General features: G+C 43.8%; 12 protein-coding genes. 10 read left to right on the forward strand and 2 right to left on the reverse strand.

What is annotated here, in order from left to right; translation table 11 throughout:
* The first annotated feature begins 102 nt into the window (after window positions 1-102).
* On the forward strand, window positions 103-336 hold the full coding sequence (locus R2R35_RS21250; RefSeq protein ID WP_317731869.1) for a hypothetical protein: 234 nt from the start codon (window positions 103-105) through the stop codon (window positions 334-336).
* 67 nt (window positions 337-403) lie between these two features.
* On the opposite strand, the gene R2R35_RS21255 is transcribed toward R2R35_RS21250, so the two are convergent.
* The gene (locus R2R35_RS21255) at window positions 404-619 is read right to left on the reverse strand and encodes a chorion class high-cysteine HCB protein 13 (protein ID WP_317731870.1); all 216 of its coding nucleotides are present in this window, start codon (window positions 617-619) and stop codon (window positions 404-406) included.
* 219 nt (window positions 620-838) lie between these two features.
* On the opposite strand from R2R35_RS21255, the gene R2R35_RS21260 reads away from it, so the two are divergent.
* The 4 genes from R2R35_RS21260 to R2R35_RS21275 all read left to right on the forward strand — a co-directional run bounded on the left by R2R35_RS21260 (window position 839) and on the right by R2R35_RS21275 (window position 5041).
* The gene (locus R2R35_RS21260) at window positions 839-1447 is read left to right on the forward strand and encodes a hydrolase (protein WP_317731871.1); all 609 of its coding nucleotides are present in this window, start codon (window positions 839-841) and stop codon (window positions 1445-1447) included.
* A gap of 333 nt (window positions 1448-1780) precedes the next feature.
* On the forward strand, window positions 1781-3442 hold the full coding sequence (locus tag R2R35_RS21265) for a 2-oxoacid:acceptor oxidoreductase subunit alpha (protein WP_317731872.1): 1662 nt from the start codon (window positions 1781-1783) through the stop codon (window positions 3440-3442).
* 1 nt (window position 3443) lies between these two features.
* The gene (locus tag R2R35_RS21270; RefSeq protein WP_317731873.1) at window positions 3444-4289 is read left to right on the forward strand and encodes a 2-oxoacid:ferredoxin oxidoreductase subunit beta; all 846 of its coding nucleotides are present in this window, start codon (window positions 3444-3446) and stop codon (window positions 4287-4289) included.
* 197 nt (window positions 4290-4486) lie between these two features.
* Entirely contained in the window at window positions 4487-5041 is a 555-nt protein-coding gene (locus R2R35_RS21275; protein ID WP_317731874.1) for a rubrerythrin family protein, read from the forward strand.
* Window positions 5042-5209: 168 nt separating this feature from the next.
* On the opposite strand, the gene R2R35_RS21280 is transcribed toward R2R35_RS21275, so the two are convergent.
* Window positions 5210-6166, reverse strand: a complete 957-nt coding sequence (locus R2R35_RS21280) for a S8 family peptidase (protein WP_317734833.1) — start codon at window positions 6164-6166, stop codon at window positions 5210-5212.
* 400 nt (window positions 6167-6566) lie between these two features.
* On the opposite strand from R2R35_RS21280, the gene mltG reads away from it, so the two are divergent.
* From mltG to R2R35_RS21305, 5 genes are all read left to right on the forward strand, one after another.
* Complete coding sequence (mltG, locus tag R2R35_RS21285) at window positions 6567-7913, forward strand: endolytic transglycosylase MltG (RefSeq protein WP_317731875.1); 1347 nt, start codon at window positions 6567-6569, stop codon at window positions 7911-7913.
* Between the two features lie 56 nt (window positions 7914-7969).
* Window positions 7970-8512, forward strand: coding sequence for a DUF2318 domain-containing protein (locus tag R2R35_RS21290; protein ID WP_317731876.1), 543 nt, complete (start codon window positions 7970-7972; stop codon window positions 8510-8512).
* 157 nt (window positions 8513-8669) lie between these two features.
* Window positions 8670-10430, forward strand: a complete 1761-nt coding sequence (locus R2R35_RS21295) for a methyl-accepting chemotaxis protein (protein ID WP_317731877.1) — start codon at window positions 8670-8672, stop codon at window positions 10428-10430.
* Window positions 10431-10557: 127 nt separating this feature from the next.
* Window positions 10558-12645 (forward strand): collagen-like protein, encoded by a 2088-nt coding sequence (locus R2R35_RS21300; RefSeq protein ID WP_317731878.1) that lies wholly within the window; start codon window positions 10558-10560, stop codon window positions 12643-12645.
* A 161-nt stretch (window positions 12646-12806) separates the two neighbouring features.
* Window positions 12807-14195, forward strand: coding sequence for an exosporium glycoprotein BclB-related protein (locus R2R35_RS21305; RefSeq protein ID WP_331670172.1), 1389 nt, complete (start codon window positions 12807-12809; stop codon window positions 14193-14195).
* Window positions 14196-14340: the final 145 nt, after the last annotated feature.

A 14340-nucleotide genomic window follows, 5' to 3' on the forward strand; every position in this document is an offset into this window, starting at 1 on the left:
ATCCCGGCTGTTTTAGGGCGTTCTATATAAAGTGAATGCAGCGCTGATATAAAAGGGCTGAAATTCAGCTTATGTAATAGTATAATTTACAAGGAGGTTACTATGCCAAATTATTATTATGCAAACAGAGGTAATGACAACCAAAAGGCAAAAAGTATGCAGGATAACGGGATTAATCCGGGTTATTCATATATAGACAAGAAGAATGAGAAGGTTGAAAAGTCATCAAGAGATTTGGTTATAGATGGGAATTCAGTTTATGAAATAGATCAGGACTGTTATGAAAGAGTAAGACAGAACAGACATAATGCAAGACAGGACTGGAATAGAAGATAGAACGAAAAAAAGCTGCCGTGAGGCAGCTTTTTTCTGTTTGATGTAGCTTCTAACTGATAAAGAATAATTAGAAGGAGTTTCCGCATAAGCAAAGGATTAAGATGATCCAAATAATTGAGCCGCATCCGTCATTGCCGCCGCATCCGCATCCATTGTTACCAAAGCCGCCACCAAAGAATCCGTTACCACCACCGCCACAGCAGCAAAGTAAAAGGAGAATAAGAATCCAGGAACTATTATTGCCACATCCGGAACCGCAGTTAGTTGCTGTTAAATCACTCATGTAAGAGCCTCCTATTTGTTATTACAATGTATCATATGAATCTGAGCTTGCCCTATTTCCTATATTTATAGAAGAAATTGTTGTGTTTTTCCGACAGAAAATTACAGAATTGCATGGTCCTTTACAGAAATACTGAAGATGGAGGCCAAAACTCAGAGAAAAGGCTTGTAAAGTTTAAGTTGTCTCAGCAGTTCCCTATTGTTATAATATGGGTAATTTATGATAAGGAATAAAATTTGTGCCTGCCTCCTTAAGGTTGCAGGCAGGAGGAAGGTATGGACAGATATGAGAATATTAGCGGAAGAATCAATGGCACTACTTGTTGATATACAGGAAAAGCTGGTTCCTGTAGTGAAGGATAGAGAAGCGTGTGTAAGAAATATAACACTACTGCTGGAGGGCTTTAAGCTGCTTCAGATTCCCTTTCTCGTGACACAGCAGTATACCAGAGGTTTGGGTATGACAATACCGGAAGTAAAGGACAGGGTGGATAACTTTCAGTATCTGGAGAAAATAAGTTTCAGCTGCTATGAGGATAGCAGGATAAAAGAAGAGATAGATAAACTGCAAAAGAAAAATATAATTTTGTGCGGTGCAGAAGCGCATATCTGTGTGCAGCAAACTGCCATAGATTTAAGAGCAGCTGGTTATAATGTAATTGCCGTTACCAATTGTATCGGTTCAAGAAAAACCGAAGATAAGGAAGCAGCACTAAAACGTTATGAATATGAAGGCATCATTGCGGCTACTTATGAATCCATATTATTCGAATTAACAAGAAAAGCAGGCAGTGATATCTTTAAAGCTATTTCCGCCCTGATAAAATAAAAGGAATAATCTTCTTTTCTAACTAATATAAATAATCGGTATTCTTTTTTTGATTTCCGGGAAGCAGACTTCTTTATTGTTAAAATAGCATTTCTGATACTAAAATATCTGATTTTGCCATACCTGATTTTACGGAACGATACAATGACATTTCAGTTTATATGGAAAAATCAAGATAAAAGTCATGCTAAAATGTGAAACGGATGATGATATAAGATAATTTCTGGATAAAATTATTATTTATAAATAATAATAAAGAAAACGATAATTATTATTGAAATTCAGATAAAAATGAAGTATAATATAGTCAGATTTTAGAAAAGGAGGAGAACTATGTACAATTTATTATTAGGCGGTGCAGCAGGTCAGGGCATTGACACCACTGTTGCAATTCTGGAGAAGCTGTTAAAGCACTCCGGTTATTATATATATACCACCAGGGATTTTATGTCCCGTGTACGCGGCGGCCACAATTTTTCTATGATCCGTTTTGGAACCGAGAAGATCAACTCTCACAGTGACAGAATTGATGGTATTATTGCACTAAATGATGAAACCATTCATCTGCATAAAGATAAACTAACTGAGAAGGGATTTATCCTGTGTGACAGCAGCTTGGAATATAGTGACGACAGAATAATCAAGCTGGATATGGATAAGAAAGCGAAGGAGCTTGGAAATCTTAGAGCATCAGGCAGTATTGCTATCGGTGCTATTTTAAAGCTTTTTGGTGAACCGTTTACATATGTGGAAGAAGTTATGCCACGAGTCATAAAAAAAGATTTTTTAGAAGTGAACTTAAAAGCAATTCAGATTGGATACGACAGCGTTGAACCTGTCTTTGAACATCTGGAGGGACCTTTTAAGGATTATATGCTGATTTCCGGCAGTAAGGCAGTTGGACTGGGAGCAGTTGCCGGCGGGCTTAAATTTTATTCGGCTTATCCCATGTCACCCTCCACCGCAGTAATGGAATATCTGGCTTATATCGGTAATGTCTCAGGGGTCCTGGTGGAACAGGCAGAGGATGAAATCGCTGCTATCAATATGGCTCTTGGTGCTTCCTATGCGGGAGCCAGAGCAATGACGGGTACCAGCGGAGGCGGTTTTTGTTTAAAAGTAGAGGCTTTAGGCTTTTCTGGTATAGCAGAGATTCCTCTGGTGGTAATAGATGTTCAAAGGCCGGGACCTGCAACAGGGCTTCCCACCAGAACCGAGCAGAGTGATTTGAAATTTGTAATTTCTGCAGCACAGGGTGAGTTTCCCCGTATGGTTATAGCACTTAGAAATCATGAAGATTCTTTCTATCAAACAATCAGAGCGCTGAATCTGGCGGAAAAATATCAGATACCTATAATCCTGTTAAGTGATCAATATCTTGGCGATACCACAGCTTGCGTAAAACCCTATAATCTTGAGGATATTACACTGACTGAACCTGCAAAAGAGGCAGAAGGCGAATATTTACGTTATCGAATTACCGAGAATGGTATATCTCCAAGGCTCATACCAGGTTTAACCGAACATCTGGTGACAGCAGACAGTGACGAACATGATGAGAGAGGCTGGATAACAGAATCTGCTGAAGTCAGAAATAATATGATGGATAAGCGAATGAGAAAGCTTGAAGGACTGACCCTGGAATTACAGGAACCGGAATTTATCGGTGAAGAAGACTGCAAGGTACTGCTCCTTGGCTGGGGTTCCACCTATGGTCCCATTAGCGAAGCAGTTAGCCGCTTAAATAAGTCGGGAAAAGGAAGTTATGGTGCATTGGTATACGGTGATATCTATCCTCTGCCTAAACAGAATCTTGAAAAGTATTCAAAAGGAAGAACCTTAATAAATGTGGAACAGAATGCAACCGGACAGCTGGCATCCCTTATCAGGGAACAGACCGGCATCAGCTGTGACAGGAGTATATTAAAATATGACGGCAGACAGATTTCCGGTGAAGAGATAGAATCACAGGTACTGGAAGGAGGTCTTGACTGATATGGGAAAATTTACGACTTACGAAACAGCCTGGTGCCCTGGCTGCGGTAATTTTGCAATTTTGAATAGCTTGAAAACAGCCTTGGAAGAGCTTGATAAAGATCCAAAAGAGGTACTGATGGTAGCCGGAATCGGCCAGGCAGCAAAGACACCTCAGTATATCAGTGCCAATAGCTTCTGCGGACTTCATGGAAGGGCCTTACCGGCTGCAGTTGCTGCCAAGATAGCAAATGAAAAACTAACGGTTATAGTGGATTCCGGCGACGGTGACTCCTATGGTGAAGGAGGAAACCACTTTATACATAACATACGAAGAAATGTAAATATTACACATTTTGTTCATGATAATCAGATCTATGGACTTACCAAAGGTCAGGCATCCCCAACCAGTAAGGAAGGTCATGTAACCGAAGTACAGACAGATGGAAGCATGAATACGCCTTTAAATCCCGTATTAATGGCAATAGCTGCCGGTGCAGGTTTTGTAGCCAGAGGTTTCAGCGGTGATGCAAAACAACTGGTAACCCTTATGAAGGAAGCCATCTCTTATCCAGGTTATGCATTTGTGGATATCCTCCAGCCGTGTATCAGCTTTAATAAGATCAACACCTTTGCTTACTACAAGAGTAAAGTTGCACCCTTAGGAGAAGAGTACGATCCCTCAAATAAAGCTGCAGCTATTATGACTGCAATGGAAGGGGAAGAACGAATTCCCACCGGTATTATCTATAGAGAAGATAAACTGGATTTTCATAGGAAGCATAACCTTTTAAAAGACGGTAAGACTTTAATTGAACAGGAGAGGAATACAAAAGTTATCGAGGCGTTAATCAACCGATTTGTATAAAGTTCGTTTAACTTATATCATATGGTTAATCCTATAAATTGTAATATTGTGGTTAAATAGTGTGTTCAGTAAAAAAAGCGGGAATACACCTAAGCCTGGTATAATTCTCTGGTGAAACCGGTACAGAGTTCATGCAGGGAGTATGACAGGTTTAGGAGTAGACCTACTTTTTCAATAAATTCCTAAGGAGGTTAGAAATGGCAGTTAAGAATGCAATGACAAGTGATTTTCTTCATTCCGCTTACGGTGGAGAGAGCATGGCCCATATGAGGTATTTGACCTGGGGAACCATGGCTGAGAAAGAGGGCTTTCCGAACATAGCTAAGCTGTTTGAAGCCATAGCTTATGCAGAAAGGGTACATGCTAATAATCACTTCAAGGAAATTGGAGGAGATACTGCTGATGCTACTGTTGTTGCGGGAGCAGTATTTGGAACAGGAAAAACAGTGGATAATCTGCAGGGAGCAATTAACGGTGAACTCCATGAGGTAGATCAAATGTATCCGGTGTATCTGAATGCAGCAGAATTTCAGGAGGAAAAGGGAGCACAAAGATCCTTCCATTTAGCACTGGAGGCTGAAAAAATTCACGCGGAATTGTTTAAACAGGCTCAGGATGCAGCAAAAGGCGGACAGGATATCAAACTGGAATCCGTATATGTCTGTCCAATCTGCGGACATACAGTTCTTGATGGTGCACCTGATAAATGTCCTGTATGCGGTGCAAAACAGGATTTATATAAAAAGTTCTGATTCTGCTGTTTCACGGAGTAAAATGTTTTCTTTGCTCCGTAAAGTGGAACATAAAGACTGTAAAAAATGTACCACAACAAAAAATATGGCAGAACTTACCATGAATACAGAGAGACAGTTTTTGAAGGAACATGTCTGCTGAATACAGGGTAGGTTCTGCCGTTTTCGTTATTGAAGAAGCCTTTTTATATTTAACAGACCCCAGCCCTGCTTTGACCAGGGATAACCAAGGTCAATTGCGCAGTCCCGCAGCTTCAATTTAACATCTTTGTTGCTTAAAGACGGATATACAGAAAGTAAAAGAGCGATAGCACCGGTAACAATGGGGGTAGCCATGGAGGTGCCGCTCTTAACAGTATACATTAGGTTGGTGTAATCATTTCTGGGATTATTAAGTACATTGTATCTGTATCTTTGGTAATTCTTCATGGTACCACAGGATACAATATTAGATCCGGGTGCCACGATATCAGGTTTTTTAACACAGGAGGCTGTAGGACCTCTTCCGGAATAATCCATGGTTTTATTTCCAAAGAGTTCAACGGTTATTCTGTCATCGGAAGAACCGACGGTAATTACCTTTCGGCTGATACCGGGAGTTGAAATGGACATTGGACTGGGGCCATTGTTTCCGGCAGCTACCACCACTACGATACCCGCATCCCATACAGCGTTTACACCTTTCACCAAAAGTGAATTTTCATCGGCATTGTCTTTTGTTGTTGTACCAACTGAAATGTTAACAACTCTTATATTGTGTTTTACTTTATTATCAATTATCCATTGTAAGCCTGCCAGTACATCTGAAATATTACCGTCACCTTTCTGGTCCAGTACCTTGATTCCAATCAGGTCGCATTTGGGGGCTATTCCGGTATATTTGCCATTTGAGAGAAAGCCGCTGCCGCCGATAATTCCGGAGACGTGACTGCCGTGGCCGTTATCGTCATAAGGCTCGATTCTCCCGTGTATCAAATCATGAAAGGCCTTTATTCTATTTTTTCCTTCTGTAAAATCTTTGTGCATACAGATGCCGGTATCTACAACTGCAACTCCTACATTTTCACCTGTAATATTTCTATCGTGTGCCCAATTTAAGTCTATGATATCAGCTACACGGTTCATTTGAGCGGTTATGTGTGTATCCAGCTCGAAACTCCAGAGGTGATTCTCAGACTGGAGATTACTTAAAGCATCCGGTGCCACCTCTACAACATAAGAGTCAATCATAGGCAATTTATATTTGAGCTTACCCATTGAAGCAATTTCATTGTAATTGTTCTCGTAATCACTGCATCGTACAATAATCTGTACTCTTTCCTGTTTGTTCATAGCAGCCATTCTTTCCTTTTGGTCTTAGTAATTTTATGAGGATTCCTCTTGTCTTTATGACGAATATCAATTAAACCATTGCAATTTTCTGTCAAAGGTTTAAAATATAGAGGATTATGTAATTATATGGTATAACAAAAAGCCTTAAATATCTAACTGGCTGATATGTCTAATGAAAGAAAGAGGAAAGGTAATGAGAAAAATAAAAAAGCTGACTGCTATTCTAATAATTCCCGCTCTGTTATTAACAGGATTTTTAAGAAGCCAGACGAGTACTGCCGCAGAAATGCCAGCAACAGAAGAGACAGAGCCTGCGCTTGCGACGGAGAACGATAACCAGAACACGAGTGTAATAGTGAAGCAGTACGGAATCCTTACGGTAGACGCAAAAGGTATTTATTCCTTTTGGGATTTCTCCAAAGATACTGATGGGAGAATTGAAACCACTGACAAAGGCAATATCATGATTCCTTTGAAAAAAACAGCGGCACAGTTGACAGAACTTAAGCTCAGCTATAATAAAACGACTAAAAAAGCAACTGTGACCAATACAGTGAATAAAAAGAAAATCACCTTTACCCTGGGCAGCAGTACTTTTTATTATTATTCCTCCTCCAAGGCCAAAGGGGTAAAAAAGACGATGGCTTCACCTATGTATATCTCCAAGGAAAGTAAAGCACTTATGGTACATATGGCAGCACTTAAATGGGTCCTTTTAAAAACAGAAGGAGTGAAATCCTATAAAGTATCGGATATGCAGGCAAAAGGATACGATACCACTGCTTTAAGCGGGGTTATCGTGTACAATCCATATGGCAAAGTCACAAGCCTTGTAGAAGCCTCTAAAGTAAGTAATATAGGAAGAACAGTAAAAGTTACCATACCGGAAGGTTATTCATTGCCTCAGGTATTTACCCTCTTGGTTCGGAAAGGGGTATGTGCCTCAGAGGAGGTTTTGTATAAAGCGATGGAGGAATATGATTTTACCAGGGATTACTCTTTAATTGATGCGCTGGAGGATAATCCTGACCGCTGTTATCTGCTGGAAGGATATCTGTATCCTGATACCTATGAGTTCTACCGGTTGAGTAAAGGTGAAGATGCTATAGGAAAATTTTTACGTAACGGAGATGGAAAAATAACAGAAGCTGATAAGAAAAAGGCAGCAGAACTCGGATTGACCATTAATCAGATACTGACCATTGCGTCACTGGTGGAAAAAGAAGGGAAGGATAAAGAAACCAAATACAATATTTCTTCTGTGATCCATAACCGGTTAAAGATAAACATGAAACTGCAGTTAGATGCGAGCATCCATTATGTGGAAAAATATATAAAACCTTTTATAGATGGGGATATCAACCGTTACAATAGCTTTTACAATACCTATAAATGCCCTGCTTTACCGGCAGGACCAATCTGTAATCCTGGCAGAGAAGCAATCAATGCGGCACTTAACCCTCCGCAGACCGATTATCTTTATTTCTATAGCGATGAACAAAAAAATTACTACTTCTCCAAGGAGTATCATAATCAGTAAGATATCTCCATACAAACTCCACAAAGGAATGGTATTATAAGGTATCATTTTATGGAGTGGAGGAGAAATTTATTAAAAAGAAGCAGTTATCTATTAAAAACATAACTACAGTTGCAATTGGTGCAGTATTGCTGTTTCTGCTCGTTGTCTTTGTAGTAAAGAACGTATCAAAGGGAACTGATACTGACAAAGGGGAAGAAGTACAAAGCGCTGGAATTACTCTCAACGCTAATAGTGACATTGTTATTGATACTTCGAAAATATCGGACAAAGCATCCTTTTTCGAAACGGAAGCCGGTGGCATGACAGTAGGTTTATTTGCAGTCAAGGCAAGCGATGGGAGCATTAGAACCGCTTTTAATACGTGCCAGGTGTGCAACGGCAGCCCTTATGCTTTTTTTAAACAGACAGGTGACAACTTCCAATGTCAGAACTGTAAGAATGTCTTTCCAACAGACAAAATAGCCCAGGAACGTGGCGGCTGCAACCCGGTGCCCATCCTGGAAGAACAAAGAACAGAGAGCAATGGTGAAATTATAATCTCTTCTGCATTACTAGAAGAGAATTCCATCCGTTTCCAGAATTGGAAGCAATATTAAGAGATTGTAAAGGATTTTATCTTTAGAAGGACTGCTTGACAGGTGATTCTGTCGAAAGCAGTCCTTTTGTTTTACATAGAATTTACAATCCCGCCATAATGGGTTTACATGAGATTGATAGATTTAGCTTAACAGAAGACAGGTTAATGGAGGTTGTATGAAAAATACAAAGGAAAAGAAGAATCTTAACATGAAAAAGAAAGTTAGGTTGAAATCTATTAAAAATATGATAGATCAGATATATAGTATGCCTATCGGAAGGAGACTTAAGTTCACTTTTGGCTGCATGGGTGCGGTAATGTTATTAATGGTCATTGTCTCATTGGTAAATATTATGGCTTTAAGAAACATGACCAATGAGTTTCATTCACAGATCTATCAAACAGAAGAGAAAGTAATAAAAGCGCAGGTATCTATGAAAATCATTGAAAATAACATTTACCGCAGCTACATAACACAGAATAAAGAACTTTGTAGTAAATATATTGAAGAATCTGAACAGCAATATGATTTACTGGAAGCGTACATAACAGATTTGTCCGCCATACCTGCAATAAATAAAGGAGAACAGAGGAAGATTATAGAAAGCTTACAGGTTGAATCAGGAAAAGGAGCACGTTACAGAGAACAGATTCTTACCAGTGCCAGAGAATTTGACCAGAAGAAAATCTATAATATTTATAAAAATGATTACGTTCCCATTCACAGTCATATGGTGGAGGAATTAGAAGAACTGGAAGCTTTTACAGCCACATATGCCAAGCAGTATATAAACAGCATAAATATAAAAGTAGTCGTAAGTATTGTGTTATTTCTCCTGCTCTTTATGATCGGTGTCTTAAGCTGTATGAGAATACTGTCAAAGACAATAAAGAGTATTATTCACCCCGTGGATAATATTATGGCTGTTATGAATGAAATGGCAGCAGGTAATTTAGAGGTGGACCTCCAATATTCATCTGCGGATGAAATGGGCAGCCTGTGTCAGGGAATTACTCAGACCATAGATAAACTTAAAAATTATATTAACAACATAACATATGTAGTAAGAGAATTGGAACAAAAAAACCTGACAGTATCTGTCGGAATAGAGTATGAAGGTAATTTTACACCCATTAAATCATCTCTTGAAAATACAATAATATCTCTTAAAAATGTAATTGAGGCGATATCAACGGCTGCTGAAGGGATTTCCTTAGGAGCCGCACAAATTGCGGTAACGGCAAAGACAGTAGCAGACGGAAGTGTAGAGCAGAATAACCGTATAAATAATCTGGTAGGTGAAGTAGAGGCAATTGTTGATATGATTAATATAAATACCGACCAGACGAAAAATGTGACAGGACTTTCAGAAACAGCAGTAACTGCTGCAAGAGAAGGCAATATCAGTATGAGAAAAGTACTGGAAGCCATGGGAAGCATTGAACAGAGGTCAGGTGAAATCTCTCAGGTTATTTCAGTAATTGAGCAGATTGCGGAACAGACGAATCTCTTATCTTTAAATGCATCCATAGAAGCCTCAAGAGCAGGAGAAAACGGAAGAGGATTTGGGGTTGTAGCATCTGAAATCGGTAAACTTGCAGCCAGATGTACCCAAGCTGTACAATCAACTTCAGGACTGATTAACAGTACAGTAAGCGCAATACATTATGGGTCCCTGATGGCGAATAATACCGCAGGGAATTTTGAGCGTATTGTAAAAGTTTCCGAGGAGACAAATTATGTAATGGAACAGCTGGCGTATAATACAAAATTAGTACAGAATGAATTGCAAAAGACACATGTGTTCCTAAAAGATATTACTCCCATTATAGAAAAAAATGCTGCTGCCGCTCAAGAAAGTGCAGCTATGAGTGAGGAATTTATTATGCAGGCGGACAAACTGGAAAAGTATATTAAGGAATATTCGCTAGCATAGTAAAAAACTGGAACAAAACAGCGTATCTATCATATTTATATGGTAGGAAGCATAGAAAGCTTCCTTTATACTAATTGTCAGGGATTTGCCTGGCAATTGGACATAATGCAGGAAAGGAGCTTTATGCATGAACGCTGGTTTTAATTCATCTGAGTTCGATAAATCAGGAAGGCGACAAAGGGAAGATAAATCTAATGTTTCAGCAGCTAATTTTAATGGTGGCTGGAACAATGGCCGACCCGGTGACTTTAACGGACAGGGGCAGCCTTGTCCACCTCCTCCATGCCCGCCGAAACCTTGTCCGCCACCCGGACCTCCTGGACCTCCCGGACCTCCCGGACCGCAAGGCCCACAAGGACCAATAGGCCCGCAAGGACCATCCGGCCCACAAGGACCAATAGGCCCAACAGGACCTAGAGGACCCGCAGGACCCGCAGGGCCACCCGGACAACAAGGACCTGCAGGAGCCACAGGAGCTACAGGAGCAACCGGCCCGGCAGGAGCACCTGGAGAGATTGGACCTACAGGCCCTCAAGGTGAACAGGGACCCATTGGTTTAACAGGAGCAACAGGATCCACAGGTCCTCAGGGACCCCAGGGAGTACAAGGAGAACCAGGTCCGGAAGGTCCGCAAGGGGAAGCAGGTCCGGCAGGAGCCCAAGGCCCGGCAGGAGCTACAGGTCCCCAAGGTCTTCAAGGGGAAGCAGGTCCGGCAGGTCCGGCAGGAACAACGGGAGCCACAGGTCCCCAAGGTCCGGCAGGAGCCACAGGTCCCCAAGGTCCCCAAGGTCTACAAGGCCCGGCAGGTCCACAAGGTGAAACGGGAGCCACAGGAGCCACTGGTCCTATCGGCCCACAGGGAGAACAGGGAGTAGCAGGACCAACGGGAGCCACGGGAGCTACAGGAGCTCAAGGTCCGGCAGGAGCTACAGGTCCCCAGGGTCCTCAGGGTGAAGCAGGTCCGGCAGGAACAACGGGAGCAACAGGAGCACAGGGTCCGGCAGGAGCCACAGGTCCGGCAGGTCCTCAGGGAGAACAGGGAGTAGCAGGTCCGACAGGAGCAACCGGAGCCACAGGTCCGCAAGGTCCGGCAGGAACCACAGGTCCCGCAGGTCCCCAGGGAGAACAGGGTGAAGCAGGTCCGGCAGGAGCTACAGGAGCAACAGGAGCAACCGGAGCCCAAGGCCCGGCAGGAGCCACAGGTCCCGCAGGTCCCCAGGGAGAACAGGGTGAAGCAGGTCCGGCAGGAGCCACAGGAGCAACAGGCTCGCAAGGTCCGGCAGGAGCTACAGGTCCCGCAGGTCCCCAGGGAGAGCAGGGAGTAGCAGGTCCGGCAGGAGCCACGGGAGCAACAGGCCCACAAGGTCCGGCAGGAGCCACAGGTCCCGCAGGTCCCCAGGGAGAGCAGGGAGTAGCAGGTCCGGCAGGAGCCACGGGAGCAACAGGCCCGCAAGGTCCGGCAGGAGCCACAGGTCCCGCAGGTCCCCAGGGAGAGCAGGGTGAAGCAGGTCCGGCAGGAGCCACGGGAGCAACAGGCCCGCAAGGTCCGGCAGGAGCCACAGGTCCCGCAGGTCCCCAGGGAGAGCAGGGTGAAGCAGGTCCGGCAGGAGCTACAGGAGCAACAGGAGCCCAAGGTCCGGCAGGAGCCACAGGTCCCGCAGGTCCCCAGGGTGAAGCAGGCCCCGCAGGCCCGCAAGGAGTAGCAGGTCCGGCAGGAGCCACAGGCCCGCAAGGTCCAACGGGAGCCACAGGTCCGCAAGGCCCGCAAGGTCCGCAAGGTCCGCAAGGCCCTCCTGGTCCCGCAGGTATTAATTCTTACGTTTTCCGCTATAGTACCAATTCTGACAGAACTATTGCTGGTGGTGCAGAATTTGTGTTTGATAGTGGAAATGTTCCGAGTACGCCTGTTGGTATACTACTTCCCAACACTACTGATACAGTATTGACGGAGGCAGGCGATTATCTGGTTATATTCGAAGCTAATGTATTAGGAACACTCACTTCTGTTTCTATTAATCTTAATGGTTTACCCGTTCCCGGAGGTACAACAGGTGATACCGCGACTACGATCAGAGTGGAAATAACAGCTATTGTTCAGGTAACTACAGTACCAGCAACAATAACAGTAACAAATGACTCATTTATTTCCATCACATTCCCGGATCTTGCGCCAGGAAGTGTAGTTGCATCACTTACTATCCTTAAATTATCATAAATTATAAGGCGTCCGGTTCAGAGGACGCCTTACTTTTCATTAAAAGAGATTGTCAAATGTAATTCATCGAAAAATGTCATGAATAATGAACATATAGCAAAAACTGTCATATATTAAATTAGGATTTCAAAATCCTGATTTATATAGAAAGGAGTTTTTGCATGAGTAGTAAAGATTCGTCAAAAAACAAATCCTTTACTGACAGCCAAGACGACACTATTGTAAGTGCTATGAACTATAATTCATGGAATCCATGCTGTAATCCTAATCCCTATCCACCCGGACCGCCCGGACCTCCCGGACCTCCCGGACCTCCTGGACCGCCCGGACCCAGAGGACCCCAAGGACCAGTAGGACCACAGGGAGCACAGGGACCGCAAGGAGCTACGGGAGCTACCGGACCTAGAGGACCGCAAGGACCAGTAGGACCGCAAGGACCAGTAGGAGCCACGGGACCACAAGGACCGACGGGAGCCACCGGAGCCACCGGAGCCACAGGAGCAACGGGAGCTACAGGAGCCACGGGACCGCAAGGACCAGTAGGAGCCACGGGACCGCAAGGACCAGTAGGAGCCACGGGACCACAAGGACCAGTAGGAGCAACAGGAGCCACCGGAGCCACAGGAGCCACCGGAGCAACGGGAGCCACCGGACCGCAAGGACCAGTAGGAGCAACGGGACCGCAAGGACCAACGGGAGCTACGGGAGCAACAGGAGCAACGGGAGCCACGGGAGCAACAGGAGCAACGGGAGCAACGGGAGCAACGGGACCTCAGGGACCTGCCGGAGCAGCCGGAGCAACAGGAGCAACAGGAGCAACAGGAGCAACGGGACCTCAGGGACCTGCCGGAGCCACGGGAGCCACGGGAGCCACAGGAGCCACGGGGGCCACAGGAGCAACGGGACCTCAGGGACCTGCTGGAGCAACCGGAGCCACGGGAGCAACCGGAGCCACGGGAGCAACCGGAGCTACTGGAGCAACCGGAGCCACCGGAGCCACCGGAGCAACCGGAGCAACCGGAGCAGCTGGAACACCTGGCGGTGCTTCTATTATTCCTTATGCATCTGGTAATGTAGTTGCTTTGACAACTATTCTCGGTGGTTTAGTAGGAACTACAGCCGCAGTAGGTTTTGGAAGTTCAGCAACAGGAATTCAAATACTGAATGGTATTATTGATTCAACCAACATTAATAATTTTGCTTTTTCCGTACCAAGAGACGGAACAATCAGTTCCTTGGCAGCATACTTTAGCGTGGATGCCGGAATCAGTCTGATTGGAACGTCAGTTCAAATAACAGCACAGCTTTATAGAACAGTTGCGGTTAACAATGCCTTCACACCAGTACCCGGTGCTGTAGTCCAGCTTACACCTGCTTTAACCGGTATTATCTCTATTGGTGACAGAGTAAGTGGAATTACCTCAGGATTAGCAATACCAGTAACAGCTGGCACAAGGTTACTTCTTATTTTCTCTGCTTCAGTAGTATCAGGAACAGGAATTGCAACCAGCGTAGTTGGATATGCAAGTGCCGGACTTGGAATTATTTAAAGTAGAATAAAGACCTCCTATTAAATAAAGAAGGGGATATCTGCCGAGGGATTGAGATATTAATTCATCCAGGTGGATATCTCCTTCTTTATGCAATAAGGATATTGCATCCATAAAGAAAGATTGTGAGATTGACAGGTAGAAA

The organism is Anaerocolumna sp. AGMB13020, assembly GCF_033100115.1.
GTDB lineage: Bacteria > Bacillota > Clostridia > Lachnospirales > Lachnospiraceae > Anaerocolumna.

What these genes read in the sequence shown, in the direction of transcription:
- R2R35_RS21250 (WP_317731869.1), top strand. Translation starts at nt 103, where the DNA reads ATGCCAAATTATTATTATGCAAACAGAGGTAATGACAACCAAAAGGCA.
- R2R35_RS21255 (WP_317731870.1), bottom strand. Translation starts at nt 619, where the DNA reads ATGAGTGATTTAACAGCAACTAACTGCGGTTCCGGATGTGGCAATAAT.
- R2R35_RS21260 (WP_317731871.1), top strand. Translation starts at nt 839, where the DNA reads ATGATAAGGAATAAAATTTGTGCCTGCCTCCTTAAGGTTGCAGGCAGG.
- R2R35_RS21265 (WP_317731872.1), top strand. Translation starts at nt 1,781, where the DNA reads ATGTACAATTTATTATTAGGCGGTGCAGCAGGTCAGGGCATTGACACC.
- R2R35_RS21270 (WP_317731873.1), top strand. Translation starts at nt 3,444, where the DNA reads ATGGGAAAATTTACGACTTACGAAACAGCCTGGTGCCCTGGCTGCGGT.
- R2R35_RS21275 (WP_317731874.1), top strand. Translation starts at nt 4,487, where the DNA reads ATGGCAGTTAAGAATGCAATGACAAGTGATTTTCTTCATTCCGCTTAC.
- R2R35_RS21280 (WP_317734833.1), bottom strand. Translation starts at nt 6,166, where the DNA reads ATGAACCGTGTAGCTGATATCATAGACTTAAATTGGGCACACGATAGA.
- mltG (WP_317731875.1), top strand. Translation starts at nt 6,567, where the DNA reads ATGAGAAAAATAAAAAAGCTGACTGCTATTCTAATAATTCCCGCTCTG.
- R2R35_RS21295 (WP_317731877.1), top strand. Translation starts at nt 8,670, where the DNA reads ATGAAAAATACAAAGGAAAAGAAGAATCTTAACATGAAAAAGAAAGTT.
- R2R35_RS21300 (WP_317731878.1), top strand. Translation starts at nt 10,558, where the DNA reads ATGAACGCTGGTTTTAATTCATCTGAGTTCGATAAATCAGGAAGGCGA.
- R2R35_RS21305 (WP_331670172.1), top strand. Translation starts at nt 12,807, where the DNA reads ATGAGTAGTAAAGATTCGTCAAAAAACAAATCCTTTACTGACAGCCAA.